The sequence below is a fragment of the Oceanobacillus senegalensis genome, from assembly GCF_900176885.1.
GTDB lineage: Bacteria > Bacillota > Bacilli > Bacillales > Amphibacillaceae > Oceanobacillus > Oceanobacillus senegalensis.
In genome coordinates, this window is the sequence record NZ_LT839648.1 from 2,400,135 (window position 1) to 2,422,772 (window position 22,638).

Genomic DNA, 22,638 nt, shown 5'->3' on the forward strand with positions numbered 1-22,638 from the left:
TATATCATCCTTTTCTCTTCATGTGGTTTTATAATATTTTGTAATATTATACCATTATTTAATCCATGAAAAAAAGTTTCGGTTTACAAGTTAGGAAATACAAAAGTTATCTATGAAATTTTCTAATGAGCGTGCTCTCTTCGTATATTTCAGTAATATTCCATTCTCATTTTTAGGCACAATAGCCCTACCACCTTAATATACTGCATTAAGTGTGAGAGGAGGGTTATTTAGTTTATGAGAAGCTTATTCAAATTCACACTATATAGTATTGGAATTTTAATAGCTCTTTCGTTTCTCGTAATCTATGTCGAATATGCACAGATAAAAGACGATGATGCTGAACAAAAACAAGATACACCAACAGTAGAATCATCGGATAATAAAGAACAATCCGATTCTAGAGAAGAAGATAATCAGGATTCTGACTCATCCAATGAAGGTAAGGAAAATGAAAACAATGCTAGTGTAGAAAATAATAACGAAGAAAGTAATGAAAAAAAATCCGCAAATGAGGAAAATAAGGAAGAAAAAAATGGTGAGGATGCCAATCGAGAAGGGTCCCCATAAAAATTTTACTGGGAAGTCGATTCTGCAAATTATACAGATGAGAATCTTTACGGTTTGCAATACGGACTTGAGTCCGAAACATGTACCATCGACGCAAATTTATTTGCCAACGATATGATGGACTACCTATGGAATGAATAGGCTTCTACCTATTCATTCCTTTATTAATACCTGAAAATAATTATCTGCAAATAAACGAAGATGAAAGAAAAATCATTTTTAAAAGGATCCTATATGAAACCTATCTCTAAATCTAATAAATCTCCTTCTTTTTCCTATCCATTCTGGTCTTAAAAGCGAATGAACGAGTGCATCATGTGCTTTATAATTTTGATGTAAATACCCCCGAAGCGTCCCCTCTTGTTTAAAACCTAATTTTCTCAAAAGCTCATTAGAAGCTATGTTTTGTGGAAAGGTGAGAGCACCAATCCGGTATAAATCTAAGTCATGATAACCATAATCTAGTACCTTAATCACTGCCTCTAAAGTGATTCCTCTTCTCCAATACGTAGGATGTAATTCATAGCCAATTTCAGCTTTCTTATTCCAAAGATTCAAGTTGTTTAAGCCAACAGTTCCAAGGAATTGATTATTTTCCTTCCATATGATTCCCCATCTTATACTTCGTTTTTCATGAAAAAGTCGATAAAAATGGTCAATTAATTCTGAAGCTTCTTCAGTATCCACTAAATTATCTTTCCCGTAATACCTCGTAACTTCATCCATGGATAAAATTTCGAATAATTCATCCTTGTACCGATGATCAATTTGCACAAGATGAAGTCGCTTGGTTTGAAGTCTTGGAAACTCCCCCATGCAATTTCCTCCCCAATATGTTTTATTTTAAGTGATTCTTATGGAGGTTCAGCTTTTCTCTTATATAAAGTATTCGTTTTTCATGAGGCAAATCCCTTTTTAATAATTATAAATCACCTTTATTTTTGCCCTTATTTGAATTTGTCCGGATACAATCGGTGTCGTAAAACTTTCCGGTGTAGCTGCTAATACTTTATTAGTAACTGGGCTTTCATCTTGCACCAATTGTTCGGTAATCACAATTGGATCACTTTTTAGAGTAATTTCCATTGTATCAGCAATAGTATTAGCTTTTTCTCTTGCATTTTCCAACGCAAGCTTCAGCACTTGTTGGTAATACCGAGATCCTTGTTCTATATTAAACTGGATACTTGTTACCCGATTGATTCCCGCATCGACCGCTGTATCAATAACATTTCCGATTTCATTAATATTTTGAATTATAACAAGAATCTCATTTATCACTTCATATCCCCTGAAAATCTGAGATCCTTCTACATAGTCATATCTTGGGAGGATATTAAGAGTTGACGTCTGAATATTTTCTTTAGGAATACCAAGTGATTGGAGCGCAAGAAGAACTTGGTTCATACGATTAGCATTTTCCTGTTGAGCCTCTTGAAGCGATTCATTCTCTGTTATTACTGCAAGAAGAACACTTGCATAATCTGGTGAAACAGAAAGATTAGCTGTTCCTGTAACGGTCAATTCGCCCGGGTGGTTAGGATATTGCTGGCGGGAAAATGGAGTGATAGGGTAATGACCTTGTTTTAGATTCACCTGACTATTTAGATGTGGGCTAGGCTGCAGCATAGGCATTGTATAGACTGGAATAGAAGGTTGATTTGAATGAATACCAGAAAGGCCCGGATAATGACTCTGATGATTCTGACCAAGAGAAGGCCAAAAATATGGGTAATACATCATCATTCCACCTTTATTTTATGTTAGGGGTTGTTCAAAAAGTCCGGTAAAAATGACAAACCGATGTTTCTAGTTGACTTTTATCCTCCTTTTGAATACATACCGGTTAATAAAATATATGCAAAAATAGGCGGAATGATTATTACCTTGAACCAGTGTAGCTAAGATTTATTCTTCTAGTCCCAGTAATTTGGATTAGACATCCGTATTTCCTCAACAACATCTTCTAAATCAGTGGGGGTTATCACAACTATTTCATAGTTATCTACATTTTTTGCTGCCTGATAGAAGTATTTATTACTTCCAGGATTTTCCTCATCCATCAAAAGTAGGCATGCATCTGTTTTTTCGATAAGCCACATATTCTTAGCTCTAAACTGATAAGGTCCTTTATAATCTCCCTTATATAATGGTTGATAAAAATCAACAACAAAGCTGAGCTCCTGATATTTTTCCTTCAAGGAATCTGGCCAACGGCTTTCCTGGTTTTCAAAAGGAGGTATCATGGCAATATTAATATCATAGGTCTCTTTTAAATCTAAAACAATCTCTGCTGTCCATAATTCCACACCCATTTGTCCCGTAACAATAACCCACTCTAGTCCCTCTTCAATAAAACCAGTGAGCCGTTTTTCAATCGCAGCTTTTATAAAAGGTATTCGTGGGTCGTTTTCCTTGAAAATACTTAATTCCATTGGCTTGTATCCTGTTACCGTTAAGATTTTCATATGTATCCCTCTTTCTCCCCTTCATTATAAAACCGAAAAGAAAAGCTAGCAACTTATCATGTTGCTAGCTTTTCTTTCCTACCTATTATCTTCTTGGTCCTCTGTTCATATTCTGTGCACCAAATCCAGGGTTCATACCACCTTGCATTTGCCCAAATCCTTGTGCCATTCCCGGTCCCATTCCTCCTGGCATTTGTCCTGAACCTTGTGCCATTCCTGGTCCCATTCCTCCTGGCATTTGTCCTGAGCCTTGTGCCATTCCTGGTCCCATTCCTCCTGGCATTTGTCCTGAGCCTTGTGCCATTCCTGGTCCCATTCCTCCTGGCATTTGTCCTGAACCTTGTGTCATTCCTGGTCCCATTCCTCCTGGACCAAATCCTGGCCCCGGTCCTGGTACCTCAAATGGTTGCCCCATAATATCTACACTATTTGTTACATTTTGATAGGAAGTTGAATGTGGGAAAGTATGATAATTCTTCACCGTATGATGGTTTATTACATTAGTATGGGATGGGTGTACATGTTCTACACAGCTTTCTGAACAAGTGTGAACGTTATTAACCTTCGTTGGATACATACATTTCGGACATCCGCAATGTGGTCCGTGTCCATGACGACGACGTCTCATTAAAAGTCTCCTTTCTATATTTAGTACACTACTAACCTATGTCAGTTGTCATCACGATGTATAAGCAATTACCTAGTTTTACTAAAACAATAAAAGGAGACAGGTGTTTTAATAATGAAAATGACTACTTCTAAACGTGAATGCATCATCCAGACGGTGATTTATTTTTTAGATATTTTGTAGATGCGTTTCCTTAAATCCAGTAACGTATTGTAAACCAAAGCCAATCAAACGATCCATTTCGATATGAGCACCCCATATCGAATGAATTCATTAGTCAAAATACTTTTCTCCCCCCTACCGTTATCTTTATAGGATGATACGTACTAATTCAAAAGTAGTTCTATAATATTTCGGAACTTGATTTTTGTATTTGAATTACTTTTTTCATTGCTAAAAGATGAAACCTATCATACGATTAATACGTATGATAGGTATTAGGTTTTTCTAAGAAATGGTAACTTTTAACACGTAATCTATAAAATATTTTAAATAGGAGGTGAATACAGATGTTGTTGGAATTCATATACGAAATGATGAATGACCTTTCCCCGCTTTATATTTACCTCAGTTTGGCAGTGTCTATTTTATATTTAGATTCAATTCACATGAATGTGCAACCATATGAAAACCAGGTCTATATAAGAAGATGGCATGAAATTCAAATTCAGCTTTTGCCAAAACAGGACATCATTCCAAGGATTACCGAAATTAGAAGCTGGATAACAACAAAAACAAAACGAATAGATGCACCAGATGATGATACAGAAGCACATTCCTTCTCGAGCCTAATAAATCAAAACAATCGAGGAGGAAAACAATGGAATCAACATCTGTATTCACCTTTATTAAAAAATATAGCATTATTTTAGGGATGTTATTTTTACTAATACTTTCCGGGTGCCAAGGTACAACCATGGAACCAATTGACGCTAATTCAACAGGCTGGTTCGACCATTACTTTGTCTTTCCATTTTCCCAGCTGATTATATGGATTGCTGGAATATTTCATGACAATTATGGACTATCCATTATTGTCATTACGATTGCAATTCGTTTAGCATTAATGCCGTTTATGCTTAAACAGATGAAAAACAGTCATCATATGAAGGAAAAAATGAAGGTGATCAAACCAGAAATGGATGCATTACAGGAAAAATATAAAGATAATAAGGATACGGAATCGCGTACAAAAATGCAACAGGAAATGATGCAGCTCTATCAAAAGCATCATATGAATCCACTTGCAACACTCGGTGGTTGTTTACCAATCATTGTGCAGCTTCCAATCTTAATTGCATTTTATTACGCCATTCGTCGAACACCAGAAATCGCTACCCATTCTTTTCTGTGGTTTGATTTAGGACAAATGGATATCTTATTGACAATACTTGCTGTTATTATTTACTTTGTACAATTTAGAGTTTCCTTAAGAGGAATGGATCCGAAAACGAAACAACAAATGGCCATGATGGGATTAATCTCCCCAATCATGATTGGTGTCATATCCCTATCCGCCCCTTCAGCACTCCCTCTTTATTGGGCTGTTGGTGGGTTGTTTATGATTATCCAAACGTTCATTTCCCGGAAAATCTATCCGGTTATGTAATCCATAGAAAAACACTTCCACTTTTCATAATGGAAGTGTTTTTTATATACTATACTTGTTTAATCTCACTACATATCATGATGCGGATTATGCTTTTGTCTTGAATGGTTCGCATTTTTTACTTTCTTTGAACCGCTTAATGGTTCACCATGTGGTTGCTGTGGACTTTGTGGCAAACGAGGTCGTTCCTGTTGCTTCGGTCCTTTTGGTTTTCCTCCCATTTATAATGCCTCCTTTCGCCTATTTTAGTATTTGATATTAGGCATAGATTATACTTTATATAGAGAAGAGTAACTCCATCCTGAACTACAATAGTTATAGAAAAAATAAAGAACAAGGCGAAAACTGTAATCACGCAGTTTTCGCCTTGTTTTTGTAACTTGTTCTTTATTTTGTATATTCTTCTGTAAGTACTGGTACGATTTGCTTTTTACGAGAAACAACATCTTTTAATATAGTACGGTTATTTTCATCTAATGTTACGCCATACGCAGCATTTACTTTATCTTTTCCATTCCCGATTGCTAATACCTCAGAATCATTATTTAAAATGTCAGTTACAACGAATAGGAATAAATCTAAACCTTTTTCATCAATGATTTTATTAATTTCTGTTTCTAAATCCGCTTGAATTTCATAAACCTTTCCGGTATCCACAGCGTTTACCTGCGCAACTTCAACTTTGGCCGAACCCATACTAAATTCTTTTGCATCCATCGTTACAAGCTCAAGTGCAGATTTATCACTTAGGTCTGCGCCAGCTTGAAGCATTTCCAATCCATATTCATTTAAATCTACCCCAGCAATTTTAGCAAGTTCATTTGCTGCATTCACATCTTCTTGTGTGCATGTTGGTGATTTAAGTAAAAGAGAATCTGAAATAATCGCAGAAAGTAAAAGTCCTGCAATTTCTTTAGAAAGATCAACATTTTTTTCCTTATACATTTTATTCAAAATAGTCGCTGTACATCCAACTGGTTCAGCACGGAAGAATAATGGATCCTTCGTTTCAAAATTGGACACACGGTGATGATCAATAACCTCTTTAATCTTAGCATCCTTAATGTTATCCACACTTTGTTGAAATTCATTATGGTCAACTAAGATAACATTAGCTCCCTCATCTACTTTTTCAATGAATTGTGGAGCATCCACTTTGAAATAGTCTAAAGCAAATTGTGTTTCTTTATTCACTTCACCTAAACGAGCAGCTTCTGCTTCTTCACCGATTTTTTCTTTAAGATCTGCATAAGCTAATGCGGAGCAGATTGTATCGGTATCTGGATTTTTATGACCGAAAATAAGTGTCTTTGCCATGTTCCATTCTCCTTCTATGTATTTTTTATTTTATACAGAAATAATAATTACCATCTAAAAATTTTATCATAATGGGATTTTATCTTCAATATTAGGGATTACGAAAGGATGCCAATAGCTTGTTTACAACTTCCGTATTTCTAATCTCTTCTGCAACATCCCCTCGAACATCTACGACCTTTAATTCGGGCTGTAATGGCCCATCGAAATCCTGAACCTTAACAATGCAATATCCCTTACAACCTGAAGCACTAATCTCCAAGATGGCTTGATCAGAAAATAGTTCATTCACCTTTTCCTGATCCTTTAAATCAACTGTCCATGATTCATGAATTGGAATGTCTCCAACTGAATTGGAAAAGGGTACCGAAGTAGAACTTATTTCATCATTTGTTGACTCCGGTATATTTACCTGGATTTTTCTGTGATTTAATCCTTCTAATAGCTTTAGTAGTTCAGAAAAACCAATTAGAATGAAACCATGGAAAATATATTGAGTAATGGATGAAAAGAAAAAGCGCCATTCAAATATGGTTTCTTCTCCATAAGGACCAACATGATGAATACTTTCTGCATTGATATAAGAAGTAATACAACCAAGGATTATCACAACGATTCCACCATAAAATAAAACCATTCTTATTATATTTTTCTGTAAAATAACTTCTCTCCCCCTTTTGTATCTTGGCTCTTTTTAATATTTTGTTGTTTCGTACGCATTTATAAGAATTGTGCGTAATAACTTGTCTACACCGTTCCCTTAGAAAGCGACTGTCCGGTGCGGAAATCAATACGCACATCTGCATCAAGTTATTTCGCATTCTGTAAATTTATAAACAACAATTCTTTAAAAAATAGCCTTCCTCTCTTACCTATCATTTTACATTTCCTTTGATTATTTTTATAGTTATAATTGGAATTTATAAAGGATAAATACATACGGAAAAAGAGTGTGAGTAGTAATGAAAAAATATATCGTAATTGGAACGGGAATTTTAGGTGCTAGTACTTCTTACTATTTAGCAAAAAGCGGAGCAGAAGTCATTATTGTCGACCGTCATGAGGAAGGGCAAGCTACTGAAGCAGCAGCAGGAATGATTTGTCCATGGATTTCACAGCGTCGAAACAAAGCATGGTATCAGTTAGCCAAAGGGGGAGCTAAAATCTATCCTCAACTAGTAAAAGCACTTAGAGGAGACGGTGAAACAGACACAGGATATGCCCAGGTTGGTGCGATTAGTCTACATACAGATGAAAAAAAACTAATCGGTATGAAAGAACGTGCTATAAAACGCAGGGAGGATGCACCGGAAATCGGAGAAGTCTCTATTCTAGATGAAACAGAAACAAAAGAAATGTTCCCTCTTTTATCGAATGGATACCGCGCTGTTCATATTAGTGGTGGAGCTAGAGTAAATGGTAAAAAAATACGTAATGCTTTACTTCGTGGTGCCATGAAACATGGAGCAACACAAATTCATGGCAATGCTACACTCCTTCATAGTGGTGATTACATAACTGGTGTAAAAGTTGGAAAAGACATGTACGAAGCAGATCAAATTATTGCAACAACTGGCGCATGGATGAATGAGCTTCTTAAACCTTTGAATGTAGAATTTGATGTTATACCACAAAAAGGGCAAATTCTTCATGTTAAAATCCCTAATGTAGATACATCAAAATGGCCTGTGGTCATGCCACCCACTAATCAATATATTTTATCTTTTGATGATCATTTAGTTCTCGGAAGCACACACGAGGACAATGTCGGTTTCGACCATCGAAACACTGTGGGTGCAATGTATGACATCTTATCAAAGATTATAGATGTGGCACCTGGACTTCGCGATAGTAGCATTCTTGAAGCTAGAGTTGGTTTTAGACCATTCACACCAGGGTTTCTACCGGTAATTGGGGAACTTCCAGGGTTTAGCAACCTGCTATTAGCAAATGGACTTGGGTCATCCGGTTTAACCACTGGCCCATATGTTGGTCAACAATTAGCTAATCTTGCATTGGGAAAAGAGCTTGACATTAACTTAGAAGACTATCCTGTTGAAGGAGCCTTAAAATAAGGGCGGGCCTATGGGATTAATGGTGACCCTTAGGCTTTCTACATGGGTAGACAAAAAGACCATGAAATCCGATAAAGCTTTGCTCAATTCCGATAATCTCCCCCTCCTACATTATTTATAGATCAAAAAAAGACTGCCCAATGGAAGGACAGTCTTTCAACCATTAATGACCGGAAGCTTTTGTCAGCCCACCGATTTTGTTTTTCAGTTGTTTACTTTCCGCATTTAATCCACTATAACTAACATTTATACCATTCTGCTCAAATTTCATTTCAATTTTATCTAAAAAGCCTATAGCGGAATCATCCCATAAATGTGCTTCGGTTAAATCAATTTCAACCTCTTTCACCGTATCGGCAAAGTTGAATTTCTTAGGTAAATCATTTACAGATGCAAAGAATAGTTGACCTTCTATTTTGTAAATACGTTTTTGATTACGCATATCTAATGATTCTGTAACCTTTACCTTAGAAATCTTAGCCGCAAAAAAGATAGCACTTAGTAGTACACCTGCTAGTACGCCTTTAGATAAATCATTTGTTGCTAGCACGATAGCTACCGTTACAACCATAACAACCGCATCTGTACGTGGAATCTTGTGTAATGTTTTTATTGATGACCAATCAAATGTACTGATGGATACCATGAACATCACACCAACTAATGCTGCCATCGGAATTTGAACAACTAAATCACCTAAAACAACAATTAGGAACATTAAAAACACACCAGCCACTAACGCCGATAAACGTCCTCTTCCACCAGATTTCACGTTGATTACGGATTGACCAATCATTGCACATCCTGCCATACCTCCAAAGAATCCGGACACGATATTGGCAATTCCTTGTCCACGTGACTCTTTGTTTTTATCACTCTCTGTATCTGTCATATCATCTACAATATTTGCCGTTAATAATGATTCTAGTAAACCAACAATGGCAAGTGATAAAGAGTATGGAAAAATAATCATAAGAGTTTCCAAGTTTAATGGAATATCTGGAATCAAAAATACTGGTAATTGTTGTGTAATAGAACCTAGATCACCAACCGTTTTTACTCCAAGTCCACCAAAAATCGCAATTGCTGTAACTATGATTATCGCCACAAGTGTAGACGGTACAGCAGTAGTGATTTTGGGAAATAAATATATAATGACTAATGTTAATGCTACTAGAGCATACATTACCCATGTCTCACCAACAAAATGGGTAAGCTGGGCAGTAAAAATAACGACAGCTAATGCATTCACAAATCCAACCATCACTGAGCGCGGTACAAATTTGATTAAATTAGCTAATTTAAAGACACCGAATAATATTTGCAGAATACCTGCAAATATCGTTGCTGCTAATAAATACTGTAGACCATGATCTGCTACTAGTGTGACCATCAACATTGCCGTAGCTCCAGTTGCTGCAGAAATCATACCTGGTCGACCACCAACAAAGGCAATAACAACCGCGATACAAAATGATGCATACAAACCTACCATCGGATCGACACCAGCAATAATTGCAAAAGCAATGGCCTCAGGAATTAACGCTAACGCAACGACAAGACCTGCAAGTATGTCTCCTTTAACATTGCCAAACCACTCTTGCTTCAACTGTTCTGTTTTCAAATGCTTCCCTCTTTCTATTAGATTTTTTAAGCTGGCTATTAGCTTTTTCCGTCAAAGACCTACGCATCATATCATATCCATAGAAATTTGCAAGCATCAAGAAAACGCCAACAATTGAAATTTCCTCTTAATATCTTTCGTTTGCTTTATTTTTCAATACAAATATATAAAAAGACGATTATGAGGTAACTTTTCCATTACATTGCATGAAAATAATCCGTATTTTACCATTTGAAATAGACTGAATAACCTTTTCCACTTCTTGTTGGCGTTTTGAGGAAGATGAAATCATTTTATTCTTTCCATTTCCTGAAGTGTAATGTGAAGTAAGGATGGATATAGATGTGGATTAAATTGATAGTCTCTAGAGGATGCTTCCTGTTCAAAATAAGGAATAATGTTACGCGTAATTCTATTCGCCGATTCACTCGGCACTTGAATGAGACCGTTTAATGCCGTATATGTATGATTCCCTATCGGTAGCATCATCCCTGTAATTAAATCTCCATGTTTTAAGACTTGGCGATTTTTATGAAATAGGCAAACACATTTAGGATTCCCTTCAAAGATATCCCGAACAATCAAAACTTGGCCACGTAAGCTATCACTCTTTATAACAAGGTAGAATCCGGGATTTAAACACCGCCATTTGGCTAGAACAAGTTGAATCTCACTATTTTTCCGGCGAAGCTTTAACTTATTTCTAAGTAAATAATGCTGGTAAATGGTTATATTTTCTATTCCAAATGGACAGCAAAAAATGACCCAATATACGAGTTGTGAAAATGTTTGATTTTCTTGCTCTCTGTCACCTAAATCCATTTTCAAAATCATTTTTTCAACTTGTTGGACCATTTTTTTACGATAATAATGCGTTCCAAATTCAAAAATCTCATCTAAAATAACAAATAATTCTTTCTGTGTTTGACTAGGGATGTAAAGGATATCATCCATTTTTCTTCCTATCATCATTTTACCTCCTTCAATCGTTTTTATTATTCTAGCAAATTATTCCAAAACGTACCAGAATCCAAAAATTTTTTTTAGAGGTTCTCATATACCTAATAATTGAATTTTTCTTAATGATTTCTAGATTTTTGATGTGAGACACAAACTATATTTTATTTTCGATAAATATTATGTTAATTTTTTGATTGACCTCCATTGTCAAGATGGCCAAATTAAATAAAAAAATCACTTATAATGATTTCATAAGTGATTTTTTAAGCTATAAGCTATTTCTCTTGCTTATCCAATACACCTTCATCTTCAATCGTAGCTAGGATGACATCTGCCACTTCGGGTTGTCTTAATAATAGTTCTTTCATTTTATATTTGATGTCATCCGCTTCCGTTAAAGTAATCCCCTTCTTCAATTCAATGGAACCCTCCACATGATAAAGTCTACCTTCCTGTATCATTCGAATATGCTCAATATCCACCACTTCTTCCCGTTCAAGTAATAACTTTGTAATTTTATCTTTAACTTCCGCTGGAGCAGATACACCAATCAACCCAATCATGTTGTCATATCCTACACGAAAGGCAACAAATAGCATTAAAAGTCCAATAATAATAGATGCAACTCCATCTGCCCTTAAAACACCAAAAAACTGTGCTAATAGAATTCCAATAATGGCTAACACTGCACTGGATGTGGCAACTAAATCCTCATAAAAAACGAGACGTGTTGCTGGGGCTGCATTCTTCACATTGGTGAAAGCACTCTTAATAACCCCCTCAGATTTATCCGCACTAGTTTCTTTAGCGATTTCCTTCATGGCTTTTAATAAAATCGCACCATCAACTACAAATGCTGCAATTAAAACTATCATGTTCACCCAAAATCCTTCCGATTCTTTTGGTTCCACGAGCAAATGCCATCCTTCTTTTATCGTTTCATAGGCCATGATAGTAACAACGATTACAGCAACCATGCAGAAAATATTAATAACACGACCAAATCCGGTCGGGAATTTTTCAGAAGCTGGTCTTTCAGCTAGTACACTTCCAAAATAAACAAAACCCTGATTAACTGCATCTGCTAACGAGTGCATAGATGATGCAAACATCGTACCACTTCCACTAAACACAGCTGCAAGCCCTTTTCCCCCTGCTAGCGCGGTGTTTCCCAGTGCAGCCACACCTGAAGAGGTATTCCCTTTTTTTAATGCTTCGATAAAGCCCATACAATCATCCCTCCAAATCATTTTAATTATTCCCTAAAATGATTTGTTCTATTTATCTAAAAAAAACTCCAGCTACAGCTGGAGCAAACGAAAGCATAAGCGGCCGATTAAAACTTATGATACGGCGCGTTTCTCTAAATAATTTTTATCAATTTTTGAAATCATATTTCCGAATTTCAAATAAGACCATTGAAAGATTGGACTTTGAATAAACGTAAAAATAAATGTAACGACAAAGACTGGGCCACCAAGCAATAGTCCAATTACTAGAACAAGGCTTTCAGTGATAATACGTATTCGACCAATTGACTGACCAGTCTTATCGGAAATGGATAGCATAAAGCCATCCCTTGGTCCCGACCCAACTCCAGCCGCATTGTAAATACCACCGCCAACGCCCATAACGATAATACCAATTAGAATTACGACTACATCTGTCCAAGTATTAGTCGCTTTTGGCAGAAAATCTAGCCACATATAAACATCAACGAATACCCCAATTAAGACAGCATTAAAAAATGTGCCAATTTTAATATAACGTTTATCCAATATCCATGAAATAACAATTAAAAGACCAGAAATAATAATAGCCCATGACCCAATGGATAGACCAACCTTGTCATATAATGCAACATTCAAAACATCCCAAGGGTGTATTCCCAAATGCTGTACATTAATAGTCATTGTAATTCCCAGACTAAAAATCATAAGCCCAACAAAAAACACAATCCAATGTAGGACATACTTCAATGATTATCCCACCTTCCCTATTACATCCTAATTAACATCATAGCAGATTTTTATATAAATTGAAGATATTTTTAATTAGGACAAATATAGGAATCAATTAAAGGATATACCCATTGTAAAATGGCTTATATCAACCATACCATCAGGAAAAGTAAATGAGGATTACGAATAAAATACCACCTAATATCTTAAAAAGAGACTGGGATATAACTAAAATACTTAACTCAAAAGACGAACAACGCACTACTTAGCGGAGGAAATATACGTAGACTCCTCGAAAATAGAGTGCAATTTTCTTCGTGCGATGCTTTGCTGCAGTAGCGTTCCTTGTCCTGCGGGATGAGAGGCCTAGGTGAGACACCGTAGTGCGTTAGCACGTAGGGGGCTCATCAGCCGCCCTAAGGTGCGCGAAGTATATTCCGCAGCGGTTTTTATCCACCAATAACGTTCGGCTTTTGCTTAGAGAAAATACTTTTTTCCCAGCCTCTTTTCCACTTTAAACACCATGCAATATGAAATTTAGTAAGAATAAACCTGCGATCACATATAATGGTAATGAAACATGATTTGCTTTTCCAACTACTATTTTTACAATTGGATAAGCAATGAAACCAAATGCAATTCCATCTGCAATACTGTATGAGAATGGAATCATAATGATTATTAAAAATGCAGGAATTCCTTCTGATAAATCTTGGAGATTAATATTCCGTACATTTTGTAGCATTAATCCCCCAATGATAATTAAAATGGGTGCAATCGCACTTCCTGGTATAATTGTGACAAAAGGGATAAAGAAAATCGATACTAAAAATAGTAATCCACTTGTCAATGATGTTATACCAGTTCGACCGCCAGCTGTAATTCCTGCAGCCGTTTCTACAGTTGAAACCGTTGGACTGGATCCAAAAATACTACTGAAGATAGCCGAAATAGAGCTAACTCGGAAGGCTTTGCTATATTTTTCAGACTGATTTAATTCTGATAATTGACCACTAATTAAGCCAATATTTTCAAAAACTAACACCATTGTAAGAGAAAAAACAGCTGTCCAGAAAGTAAAGGAGGATATACTTTCAAAGGATAACCCCGCGAATAACGAATTGTAGGCCGCAGATGATTCAGTACCCGCACTTAATTGACTGAAGTCAACGAGCCCAAACATCCAAGCAATCCCTGTACCAGCAAAAATCGTAATTAAGAAATTCCCTGGTACATTTCGTACAAATAAAATAATTGCGAGTACGAATGTTAGTAAAAAGGCAAGAACTTCAAGACTACTTATATCACCTAGACTAATTAAGGAATGTTCCCCTTTGACAATCAGTTGGCTTTTTTCTAAACCAATTAAGGCTAAAAACAAACCTAAACCAACACTAATCGCATCCTTTAACGATCCTGGAATAGCAGTTGATAAAACCTTTGATAACCGAGTAAAAGCTATGATTGCAAAAAGGAGCCCAGAGATAAAAACGACAGCAAGTGCTTCCTGCCAACTTAGTCCCATTGAGTGAACGAATGTATACGTAAACATCGCATTTACACCCATGCCAGGAACAAGAATAAGGGGCAAGTTCCCCCAAAGCCCCATTAGCAACCCACCGGCAACTGAGGTTAAGATGGTTGCCCAAACTGCTGCTTCAATTGGCATTCCTGCATCTGCTAGGATGGTTGAATTAACAGCAATAATATAAACAATTGTAAAAAAGGATACACAACCTGCAAGAATTTCTTGCTTAATGGTTGAGCCTTTATCATAAACTCCTGTTAGTTGATTTATTTTTTCTTTAAACACGACATTTCCTTCTTCATTTAGTATCCCTCACCCACCCAGTCGTTCATAGACCAAAAACATATTATATAGTAATCCTATTCAAATAGCTATGGCAAGTTCTAGTAAGCACTATCCCCTGTTCCACCTGAAACGATGGCAACACCAGAACTAGCTCCAATGCGAGTTGCTCCTGCTTCAACCATAGCTAGCACTGTTTCACGATCTCTTACACCACCTGAGGCTTTCACACCGATATCCGGACCAACTGTTTTTCGCATAAGCTGTATATCTTGAACAGTTGCGCCGCCAGTGGAGAATCCTGTTGATGTTTTTACATAATCAGCTCCTACTTTAACGGATAGCTTACAGGCTGTTTCTTTTTCCTCATCCGTAAGTAAGCATGTTTCAATAATAACTTTGACAAGTGCTTTCCCTTTTGCAGCATCGACAACTGCCTGAATATCCTTTTCTACATAATCAAGGTCACCATCTTTTAGTTTACCGATATTGATGACCATATCCACTTCAGTAGCACCATTTTCAATGGCATCCGTTGTTTCTAAAGCTTTAACTTTCGATGTTGTAGCACCTAGCGGAAATCCAATTACAGTACACACTTCTACATCGGACCCCTGTAGCTGAATAGTTGCTTCACTGACCCAACCAGGATTAATACAAACAGAATAAAATCCGTGCTCCTTCGCTTCTTGGCAAAGTTTTGTAATTTGTTCTTTCGTTGTATCTGGTTTTAATGCAGTATGATCAATCATTTTTGCGATATTTTTATTTTCCATCTAAATCACCTTTCCTTCTTCCATTTCATCATTCATTTCAACTTTGTTCAAAGAATCATCTGATTACTTATCTAAATCCTCTGGAGTAAATGCACCTGGTAATAATGCTTCTGCAGTCGTTTCTAGTTGTTCATTTTTAGTATTCGTTAAGATAATTTTCATATCTTTCGGACATAATTCTGAAATTACCTGACGACAAGCTCCACAAGGGGGTACAGGACGATCTGTATCTGCTACGACAACTAGTAAATCAAAATCTTTATCCCCTTCTGAATATGCTTTAAATAATGCTGTCCTCTCCGCACAATTACACATGGAATAGGCTGCATTCTCAATATTACAGCCATGATAAACTTTCCCATCCTTCGTCCGTAATGCTGCCCCAACCTTAAATTTTGAATAGGGTACGTAAGCCAAATCTCTGGCTTTTAATGCTTCCTCAAACATATTAACATTTGTCATCTGTTTTCCCCCTTTGAAAAGTGGTTACTCTTTAGTTTTTCAACCTTCCAACAATTTCTTTTACTAAACTTAAAAAATCTTCTCTTGCTTTTTCCGTTGTTTCAATAACCTCTTCATGTGAGAGCGGTTGATCCAAGATACCAGCAGCCATATTGGTAATACACGATATACCAATAACATCCATCTCAGCATGCCTTGCAACAATAACCTCAGGGACCGTTGACATTCCCACCGCATCCCCACCTAACTTTTCTAACATGCGAATTTCAGCCGGTGTTTCGTAGCTAGGACCACTATTCCAAACGTAGACTCCCTCTTTTAAATCCATATTTAAATCTTTAGCAACCTCTCGCACAAGCTGCTGTAAAGAAGCAGTATAGGCTGTGGACATATCTGGAAATCTGACACCTATACGTTCATCATTGGGACCGATTAATGGGTTATCCCCAGCATTATTTATATGATCTGTAATTAACATTAAATCACCTGGTGTAAAGGTTTGATTCACTCCACCTGCAGCATTTGTTACAACAACGGTCTCAATCCCTAATTCTTTCATCACCCTAACAGGGAACGTTACTTTTTCTAGAGAATAGCCTTCATAGTAATGAAAGCGACCCTGTAATGCTAGTACTGTAATCCCTTTTAATTCACCAATTACAAGCTGTCCAGCATGGCCTTCTACCGTTGAAACCGGAAAACCGGGAATAGTTTCATATTTAATTTTTACAGGATCCTCGATTTCTTCCGCTAACACCCCTAACCCTGATCCTAAAATCAGACCAACCTGTGGCTTGACATTGAGTTTTTCGGAAATATATATAGCAGCCTCTTTGATTTGATTCACATTCATTTATCTTACTCCTTTATCACATAATTCACTCGCTGTAATTGAAAATTCACTTTATCTCGTTTAAAAAACTTTTTCCATTTTGTGGACTTTTCACATTAAAATTATCTGCTACTGTTTCACCAATATCACTAAATGTTGAACGTACAGATAATTCCACACCTTCCCTTATTCCTTTATGGTGAATGAGTAATGGAACATATTCTCTTGTATGGTCAGTGCCATGATGAACTGGGTCATTTCCATGATCTGCTGTAATAATAAGCAAGTCATCCTCTTTTAGTTTGGCAAAAACCTCTGGTAATCTTGCATCATATTCCTGTAAAGCTTCACCATACCCTTGTGGATCACGGCGATGACCATACTTCGCATCAAAGTCAACTAAATTTAAGAAACTTAATCCTGTAAAGTCCATATCCATTGTCTGTAGTAACTTATCCATTCCATCCATATTAGATACAGTTCTTAAAGATTTCGTTACTCCTTCTCCATCATAAATATCAGAAATTTTTCCAATAGCAAGGACATCGTAATCAGCATCCTTTAATTCGTTCATGACAGTACGTCCAAATGGTTTCAGTGCGTAATCATGACGGTTCGCTGTACGCTCAAATGCTCCTGGTTTCCCTATAAATGGTCGAGCAATAACACGTCCAACCATATATTTAGGGTCATTTAACAATTCTCGAGCATACTCACAAATACCGTAAAGTTCTTCTAATGGAACCACATCTTCATGCGCTGCAATTTGCAACACAGAATCTGCTGAAGTGTATACAATCAAACTTCCTGACTTCAGATGCTCATCGCCTAATTCATCGAGGATAACTGTTCCAGATGCTGGTTTGTTACCAATCACTTTTCGACCAGTCTTTTCTTCCAACTTATGAATGATTTTATCTGGAAATCCATCAGGAAAAGTTCGGAATGGTGTATCAATATGCAGCCCCATAATTTCCCAATGTCCTGTCATCGTATCCTTACCAGCTGAAGCTTCTCGCATTTTCGTATAGTGAGCAAGCGCCTTTTCTGCTGGCTTAATTCCTTTTATTTCTCGAATATTACTTAATCCAAGTGATCCCATATTTGGCATGTGTAAACCATTCATATGCTCTGCAATATGACCTAAAGTATCTGCACCTTTATCGCCAAATTTTTCTGCATCAGGGGATTCACCAATTCCAACAGAATCCATAACAATTAAAAATATTCGTTTAAACTTTTCGTTCATATTGTCGTTCCTCCTTGTAAAACTCTCTACCTATATTGTAAGACGTCCAACCTCTTAAGTCTAGAAAAACCTTTTTGTTTAAGGTATTTTTATTTCGTGTTTTATATAGAATGCGCAGTAACTTAATACGAAAAAGGTGCGGAAATACACTGCGCTTTCCGTGGGTGGCTGCTGAGCCCTTACTTTATTTATAGATACAAAAAAGGGTCTAAAAACTAGACCCCTCAATAGATAACATCATATACTAATGGATTTTGATCCACTTTCTCTGAAGAAATAGTATATGAATGATAAATTTTATCCACTACCTCTTGGACATCTTCTCGATTACTATGAATCGTAACAAGCGACTCGCCCTTTTGTACGGCTTCACCGACTTTTTTATTTAAAACTAATCCCACTGCAAGGTCAATTTCGGATTCTTTCGTAACACGTCCTGCTCCTAAAATACTTGCAGCAATCCCTATTTCATTTGCTGTGATTTCGGAAATATATCCACTTTGCTTTGCTTCTATTTCGAAGGTATAAGCAGCTTTTGGCAGTTTGTTTGGATCGTCAACCACAGAAACATCTCCACCCTGAGCATCAAGAAAGGTTTTAAATGTATCAATTGCTTTACCAGAATTCATCACATCGATTAATTTCTCTCTCGCTTCTTCAATAGATTCCGCTTGTTCTCCCAAATAAACCATTCGACTACCAAGTGTTAAACATAATTCTTGAAGATCTTTTGGACCTTTTCCTTGTAATGTGTCAATTGCTTCTTTCACCTCTAGTGCATTTCCAATAGCATATCCTAATGGCTGATTCATATCAGATATGACTGCAATTGTTTTCCTACCTGCACCATTTCCAATTTGTACCATTGCTTGTGCTAATTCTTTTGCTCCCTCAATATCTTTCATAAAGGCACCAGAACCTGTTTTTACATCTAATACAATGGCATCTGCACCAGAAGCAATTTTTTTACTCATAATAGAACTAGCAATAAGCGGTATAGAATCCACCGTTGCTGTTACATCACGAAGACCATATAATTTTTTATCTGCCGGGGTTAGGTTTCCACTTTGACCAACAACAGCGACTTTATTTTTATTTACTAATTCATTAAATGTTTTACTATCTAATTCTACTCGGAATCCTTTTATGGATTCTAATTTATCAACTGTACCACCAGTATGCCCTAGACCACGTCCCGACATTTTTGCTACCGGTACTCCAACTGATGCAACAAGTGGCGCTAAAATAAGGGTCGTCGTATCACCAACACCACCTGTACTATGCTTATCGACTTTTACTCCAGCTATACCCGATAAATCAATTTGATCTCCCGACTCAACCATAGCCAGAGTTAGATTAACACGTTCTTCCTGTGTCATATCTTGAAAATAAATTGCCATAGCAAAAGCGGACATCTGATAATCTGGAATCTCCCCATTTGTATAGCCTTGAATCACGAAATCAATTTCTTCTTTCGTTAATTCAAACCCATCACGCTTTTTCTCAATAATATCAATCATTCTCATCATACATCATCCTTTCTATTGCCTCGGAAATGCCTTTACCTATACCTAATAGTATATTAGTCTTAAATTATTTACTCTATTCTATCCACCAAAGCTCAATTAAAAGAACATTCCTGCAACGGAAGCACTTAGTAATGAAGCTAGCATCCCTGCTGCAACAGCCTTTAACCCAAGCCTAGCAATATCACTTCGGCGACTTGGAGCTAGTCCACCTAAACCACCAAGAAGAATTGCCATAGAGCTTAAGTTCGCAAATCCACATAATGCAAAACTTACCACCAGTACCGTTTTCTCTGATAAAACTTCAATTTCAGGCGCAAATGATGCATAGGCAACAAACTCATTTAATACAAGCTTTTGTCCTATATAACTTCCTGCTTGAATAGCTTCCTCCCATGGAACACCAACAGCAAATGCTATAGGTGCAAATACGTAACCTAGTATTTGTTCTAACGTAATACCTCCAAAAATTCCAAGAACACCATTAATCAAAGCAATTAAAGCAATAAATGCTAGTAGCATCGCACCAACATTTAGCGCTAATTTCAACCCGTCTGATGCTCCTTTTGCAGCTGCATCAATAACATTAACTGTTTCTTCGTCCTTTTCAAGCTTAATTTCATCGGAAACTTTACTTTCCTCGGTTTCTGGCATCATTACCTTGGCCATAATCAATCCAGCTGGTGCCGCCATAAAGCTTGCTGCTAATAAATATTCAAGCGGAACCCCTAATAAGGAATAACCAATTAAGACAGAACCTGCAACAGATGCTAGTCCACCAGTCATTACAGCAAATAATTCTGACTGCGTCATTTTATCTAAAAATGGTCGAACAACAAGTGGGGCCTCGGTTTGTCCAACAAAAATGTTAGCAGCTGCGGACATGGATTCGGTTTTACTCGTGCCTAGTAATTTAGCTAGCCCACCACCGATAATCTTGATAAACCATTGCATAATACCTAGATAATATAATACCGAAATCAAAGAGGAGAAGAAGATAATAACTGGTAGAACATGAAAAGCAAAAATAGAACCAAATTGATCACTATCTGCTAGAGAACCGAATAAAAAGCTAATCCCTTCATTCGCATAATTTATGATGTCCTGAACCCTTAATGTAAACCATTGTAAAGCTTCCTTTCCTGTCTCCCATTTCAACACAATGAATGCAAAAATGATTTGAATAGCTAATCCCCCGTAAACGGTTCTTAACTTAATCGCCTTCTTTTGACTCGAAAAAAGAAATGCAATCCCCAAAACTACGAAAATTCCAAATATCCCCCATAAGATATTCATGTCTATTCACTCTCACCTTTCGTGATTTATTCTGTATAAGTCCGAAAATACGAATGTGTGAAGGGAATTTATACGCCCAACCAGCATCTCCATTTTCGAAAAACTCACTCAAATTGATAGGACGTCCAACAACTATAACATGTTGTAACCCTTTTCAATTATTTACAACCTTATTCTAAGGTTAGACGTCCTACAAGTCAATACTTTTCTACAGAAATTGTGAACATCCTGAAATTTATGGGAGATCATATTGAATATTCTCAACTAACCATATATAGACAAATCTCTTCCGGCTTAAAGGGTTAGCTTTTATGCCGGAAGCCACACAGAAATTTATATTATTCTTTTTCGCATCACATGAAAAGATATTTGATCGGACTTAAAGAAGTTAATAGAATACAGTACGGGACGATTATTTAAATCATAGTGAATCTGGCGTAAAACAAGAAGAGGCGTATCTTTATCACAGTTCATGATTTCTGATATTTCCTCATGATAGCCAACTGTTTTAATTTCTGCTTCTGCATGACTAATCGTAATTCCGGCTTCCTCTAATGAAGACAATATCGATTCTTGATTAAGTTTGTACCCTTTTTCTAAAAGATTTGCAGGGATTTTATCAATACAATAGACTAACGGTTTCCCATCCGCAGTTCGAACCCGCTTCACTAGAAAAACTTGTTCCGCTTCATCCATATTCAATTCTTTAACATCGTCTCCATGTGGATCAACATAACCTGTAAATAACACTTCTGTTCCTGGCTTTTTCCCTTCTCTTTCAATCATATCTGTAATACTGAATAACTCCTCAATTCCACCTGTAAAAACAGGCTTCTGATTAACAAAGGTCCCTACCCCATGCTTTCTAATAATAATATTTTCCTCTTCTAATATCCGCAATGCTTCACGAAGTGTATTCCGAGAAACACCTAGTTCCTTTGCAAAGACAGTTTCAGAAGGTAAACGTTCTCCCGGTTCCAATTCACCATCTTTTATCTTCCCTTTAATCTGCTCTATCACAACTAAATAGCGTGGTGTCTGAAAATTATAATTCACTTACCGTCCCTCCTCTTATTCATCTTATTTTACATTTTCTCTTAATCGCTTTCAAGGACTACTAGGGACGGTGCTCATGCAACAAGATAATTTTTTTAAGAGAAGTGGGAAATATAATCATACTTACGAATTGGAGGGAATTTTACATGAATAAAAATGAAAGAGTAAATGAGGAAGCTACCCTAAATAATAATCTAGGGTCTTCAACATTACAAACTAATCGTGATATTGCGAAAAGACACGAAAAACCAAAAGTTGCTAAACCAGATAGGCAAGATAAAAAATAAAGGTATGCTATAAATGTAAGAATCAAACATTCTGTATCTAAAAACACCTATTTATTGGTGTTTTTAGATACAGGAAATTTTATTCCATAACAGGAGTTGCACCGATCCAAATGTAGTTTTGAAGCAACCTAT

General features: G+C 36.6%; 25 protein-coding genes. 5 read left to right on the top strand and 20 right to left on the bottom strand.

What is annotated here, in order from left to right:
- Positions 1-237 precede the first annotated feature (237 nt).
- Complete coding sequence (locus tag CAO17_RS11655; protein ID WP_085992924.1) at positions 238-570, top strand: hypothetical protein; 333 nt, start codon at positions 238-240, stop codon at positions 568-570.
- A gap of 219 nt (positions 571-789) precedes the next feature.
- Here CAO17_RS11655 and CAO17_RS11660 read toward each other — a convergent pair whose 3' ends face one another.
- The 5 genes from CAO17_RS11660 to CAO17_RS22110 all read right to left on the bottom strand — a co-directional run bounded on the left by CAO17_RS11660 (position 790) and on the right by CAO17_RS22110 (position 3,936).
- Complete coding sequence (locus CAO17_RS11660; protein ID WP_085992925.1) at positions 790-1,386, bottom strand: GNAT family N-acetyltransferase; 597 nt, start codon at positions 1,384-1,386, stop codon at positions 790-792.
- Between the two features lie 99 nt (positions 1,387-1,485).
- Complete coding sequence (locus tag CAO17_RS11665) at positions 1,486-2,310, bottom strand: SIMPL domain-containing protein (protein WP_179151943.1); 825 nt, start codon at positions 2,308-2,310, stop codon at positions 1,486-1,488.
- A gap of 176 nt (positions 2,311-2,486) precedes the next feature.
- A complete protein-coding gene (locus tag CAO17_RS11670; RefSeq protein WP_085992927.1) occupies positions 2,487-3,038 on the bottom strand; it encodes an SLOG family protein in 552 nt (183 codons plus the stop codon).
- Between the two features lie 85 nt (positions 3,039-3,123).
- Positions 3,124-3,666, bottom strand: a complete 543-nt coding sequence (locus tag CAO17_RS11675; RefSeq protein WP_085992928.1) for a CotD family spore coat protein — start codon at positions 3,664-3,666, stop codon at positions 3,124-3,126.
- Positions 3,667-3,834: 168 nt separating this feature from the next.
- A complete protein-coding gene (locus CAO17_RS22110) occupies positions 3,835-3,936 on the bottom strand; it encodes a DUF4260 family protein (RefSeq protein WP_425435911.1) in 102 nt (33 codons plus the stop codon).
- A 239-nt stretch (positions 3,937-4,175) separates the two neighbouring features.
- Here CAO17_RS22110 and CAO17_RS11685 point away from each other — a divergent pair, with 239 nt between their 5' ends.
- Complete coding sequence (locus CAO17_RS11685) at positions 4,176-4,538, top strand: hypothetical protein (protein WP_085992929.1); 363 nt, start codon at positions 4,176-4,178, stop codon at positions 4,536-4,538.
- Positions 4,487-5,275: a membrane protein insertase YidC gene (yidC, locus tag CAO17_RS11690; protein ID WP_085992930.1), complete on the top strand. Its 789-nt coding sequence runs from the start codon at positions 4,487-4,489 to the stop codon at positions 5,273-5,275. The genes CAO17_RS11685 and yidC overlap by 52 nt, the downstream gene beginning before the upstream one ends.
- Before the next feature lie 68 nt (positions 5,276-5,343).
- Here the strand turns inward: yidC and CAO17_RS11695 are convergent, their stop codons facing one another.
- The 3 genes from CAO17_RS11695 to CAO17_RS11705 form a co-directional block, all read right to left on the bottom strand.
- Complete coding sequence (locus CAO17_RS11695) at positions 5,344-5,496, bottom strand: small acid-soluble spore protein P (protein ID WP_085992931.1); 153 nt, start codon at positions 5,494-5,496, stop codon at positions 5,344-5,346.
- Between the two features lie 166 nt (positions 5,497-5,662).
- Complete coding sequence (locus CAO17_RS11700; protein ID WP_085992932.1) at positions 5,663-6,592, bottom strand: manganese-dependent inorganic pyrophosphatase; 930 nt, start codon at positions 6,590-6,592, stop codon at positions 5,663-5,665.
- Positions 6,593-6,683: 91 nt separating this feature from the next.
- Positions 6,684-7,229 carry a hypothetical protein gene (locus CAO17_RS11705; RefSeq protein WP_085992933.1) on the bottom strand — a complete coding sequence of 182 codons (546 nt, stop codon included), beginning with the start codon at positions 7,227-7,229 and terminating at the stop codon, positions 6,684-6,686.
- Positions 7,230-7,554: 325 nt separating this feature from the next.
- Here CAO17_RS11705 and CAO17_RS11710 point away from each other — a divergent pair, with 325 nt between their 5' ends.
- Entirely contained in the window at positions 7,555-8,667 is a 1,113-nt protein-coding gene (locus tag CAO17_RS11710) for an NAD(P)/FAD-dependent oxidoreductase (protein WP_085992934.1), read from the top strand.
- A gap of 163 nt (positions 8,668-8,830) precedes the next feature.
- Here CAO17_RS11710 and CAO17_RS11715 read toward each other — a convergent pair whose 3' ends face one another.
- The 12 genes from CAO17_RS11715 to CAO17_RS11770 all read right to left on the bottom strand — a co-directional run bounded on the left by CAO17_RS11715 (position 8,831) and on the right by CAO17_RS11770 (position 22,219).
- On the bottom strand, positions 8,831-10,291 hold the full coding sequence (locus CAO17_RS11715; protein ID WP_085992935.1) for a SulP family inorganic anion transporter: 1,461 nt from the start codon (positions 10,289-10,291) through the stop codon (positions 8,831-8,833).
- Between the two features lie 288 nt (positions 10,292-10,579).
- Positions 10,580-11,260: a hypothetical protein gene (locus tag CAO17_RS11720; protein WP_085992936.1), complete on the bottom strand. Its 681-nt coding sequence runs from the start codon at positions 11,258-11,260 to the stop codon at positions 10,580-10,582.
- Between the two features lie 266 nt (positions 11,261-11,526).
- Positions 11,527-12,480, bottom strand: a complete 954-nt coding sequence (locus CAO17_RS11725; RefSeq protein WP_143833750.1) for a cation diffusion facilitator family transporter — start codon at positions 12,478-12,480, stop codon at positions 11,527-11,529.
- Between the two features lie 114 nt (positions 12,481-12,594).
- The gene (locus CAO17_RS11730) at positions 12,595-13,230 is read right to left on the bottom strand and encodes a YczE/YyaS/YitT family protein (protein WP_143833751.1); all 636 of its coding nucleotides are present in this window, start codon (positions 13,228-13,230) and stop codon (positions 12,595-12,597) included.
- 496 nt (positions 13,231-13,726) lie between these two features.
- Positions 13,727-15,025: an NCS2 family permease gene (locus CAO17_RS11735; RefSeq protein WP_245831833.1), complete on the bottom strand. Its 1,299-nt coding sequence runs from the start codon at positions 15,023-15,025 to the stop codon at positions 13,727-13,729.
- 98 nt (positions 15,026-15,123) lie between these two features.
- Positions 15,124-15,798 carry a deoxyribose-phosphate aldolase gene (deoC, locus tag CAO17_RS11740; RefSeq protein WP_085992938.1) on the bottom strand — a complete coding sequence of 225 codons (675 nt, stop codon included), beginning with the start codon at positions 15,796-15,798 and terminating at the stop codon, positions 15,124-15,126.
- Between the two features lie 63 nt (positions 15,799-15,861).
- Positions 15,862-16,260, bottom strand: a complete 399-nt coding sequence (locus tag CAO17_RS11745) for a cytidine deaminase (protein ID WP_085992939.1) — start codon at positions 16,258-16,260, stop codon at positions 15,862-15,864.
- A 31-nt stretch (positions 16,261-16,291) separates the two neighbouring features.
- On the bottom strand, positions 16,292-17,113 hold the full coding sequence (locus CAO17_RS11750) for a purine-nucleoside phosphorylase (protein ID WP_085992940.1): 822 nt from the start codon (positions 17,111-17,113) through the stop codon (positions 16,292-16,294).
- A 46-nt stretch (positions 17,114-17,159) separates the two neighbouring features.
- On the bottom strand, positions 17,160-18,341 hold the full coding sequence (deoB, locus tag CAO17_RS11755) for a phosphopentomutase (RefSeq protein WP_085992941.1): 1,182 nt from the start codon (positions 18,339-18,341) through the stop codon (positions 17,160-17,162).
- 224 nt (positions 18,342-18,565) lie between these two features.
- Positions 18,566-19,867, bottom strand: a complete 1,302-nt coding sequence (locus tag CAO17_RS11760; protein WP_085992942.1) for a pyrimidine-nucleoside phosphorylase — start codon at positions 19,865-19,867, stop codon at positions 18,566-18,568.
- A 99-nt stretch (positions 19,868-19,966) separates the two neighbouring features.
- A complete protein-coding gene (locus CAO17_RS11765; protein ID WP_085992943.1) occupies positions 19,967-21,163 on the bottom strand; it encodes a NupC/NupG family nucleoside CNT transporter in 1,197 nt (398 codons plus the stop codon).
- 333 nt (positions 21,164-21,496) lie between these two features.
- Positions 21,497-22,219, bottom strand: a complete 723-nt coding sequence (locus CAO17_RS11770) for a GntR family transcriptional regulator (protein ID WP_085992944.1) — start codon at positions 22,217-22,219, stop codon at positions 21,497-21,499.
- A 146-nt stretch (positions 22,220-22,365) separates the two neighbouring features.
- Between CAO17_RS11770 and CAO17_RS21070 the strand changes: the two genes are divergently transcribed.
- Positions 22,366-22,506, top strand: coding sequence for a hypothetical protein (locus CAO17_RS21070; RefSeq protein ID WP_179151944.1), 141 nt, complete (start codon positions 22,366-22,368; stop codon positions 22,504-22,506).
- Positions 22,507-22,638 lie beyond the last annotated feature (132 nt).

Coding starts and splice junctions, on each gene's coding strand:
- CAO17_RS11655 (WP_085992924.1), top strand. CDS start 238: ATGAGAAGCTTATTCAAATTCACACTATATAGTATTGGAATTTTAATA.
- CAO17_RS11660 (WP_085992925.1), bottom strand. CDS start 1,386: ATGGGGGAGTTTCCAAGACTTCAAACCAAGCGACTTCATCTTGTGCAA.
- CAO17_RS11665 (WP_179151943.1), bottom strand. CDS start 2,310: ATGTATTACCCATATTTTTGGCCTTCTCTTGGTCAGAATCATCAGAGT.
- CAO17_RS11670 (WP_085992927.1), bottom strand. CDS start 3,038: ATGAAAATCTTAACGGTAACAGGATACAAGCCAATGGAATTAAGTATT.
- CAO17_RS11675 (WP_085992928.1), bottom strand. CDS start 3,666: ATGAGACGTCGTCGTCATGGACACGGACCACATTGCGGATGTCCGAAA.
- CAO17_RS11685 (WP_085992929.1), top strand. CDS start 4,176: ATGTTGTTGGAATTCATATACGAAATGATGAATGACCTTTCCCCGCTT.
- yidC (WP_085992930.1), top strand. CDS start 4,487: ATGGAATCAACATCTGTATTCACCTTTATTAAAAAATATAGCATTATT.
- CAO17_RS11695 (WP_085992931.1), bottom strand. CDS start 5,496: ATGGGAGGAAAACCAAAAGGACCGAAGCAACAGGAACGACCTCGTTTG.
- CAO17_RS11700 (WP_085992932.1), bottom strand. CDS start 6,592: ATGGCAAAGACACTTATTTTCGGTCATAAAAATCCAGATACCGATACA.
- CAO17_RS11705 (WP_085992933.1), bottom strand. CDS start 7,229: ATGGTTTTATTTTATGGTGGAATCGTTGTGATAATCCTTGGTTGTATT.
- CAO17_RS11710 (WP_085992934.1), top strand. CDS start 7,555: ATGAAAAAATATATCGTAATTGGAACGGGAATTTTAGGTGCTAGTACT.
- CAO17_RS11720 (WP_085992936.1), bottom strand. CDS start 11,260: ATGATAGGAAGAAAAATGGATGATATCCTTTACATCCCTAGTCAAACA.
- CAO17_RS11725 (WP_143833750.1), bottom strand. CDS start 12,480: ATGGGCTTTATCGAAGCATTAAAAAAAGGGAATACCTCTTCAGGTGTG.
- deoC (WP_085992938.1), bottom strand. CDS start 15,798: ATGGAAAATAAAAATATCGCAAAAATGATTGATCATACTGCATTAAAA.
- CAO17_RS11745 (WP_085992939.1), bottom strand. CDS start 16,260: ATGACAAATGTTAATATGTTTGAGGAAGCATTAAAAGCCAGAGATTTG.
- CAO17_RS11750 (WP_085992940.1), bottom strand. CDS start 17,113: ATGAATGTGAATCAAATCAAAGAGGCTGCTATATATATTTCCGAAAAA.
- deoB (WP_085992941.1), bottom strand. CDS start 18,341: ATGAACGAAAAGTTTAAACGAATATTTTTAATTGTTATGGATTCTGTT.
- CAO17_RS11760 (WP_085992942.1), bottom strand. CDS start 19,867: ATGAGAATGATTGATATTATTGAGAAAAAGCGTGATGGGTTTGAATTA.
- CAO17_RS11765 (WP_085992943.1), bottom strand. CDS start 21,163: ATGAATATCTTATGGGGGATATTTGGAATTTTCGTAGTTTTGGGGATT.
- CAO17_RS21070 (WP_179151944.1), top strand. CDS start 22,366: ATGAATAAAAATGAAAGAGTAAATGAGGAAGCTACCCTAAATAATAAT.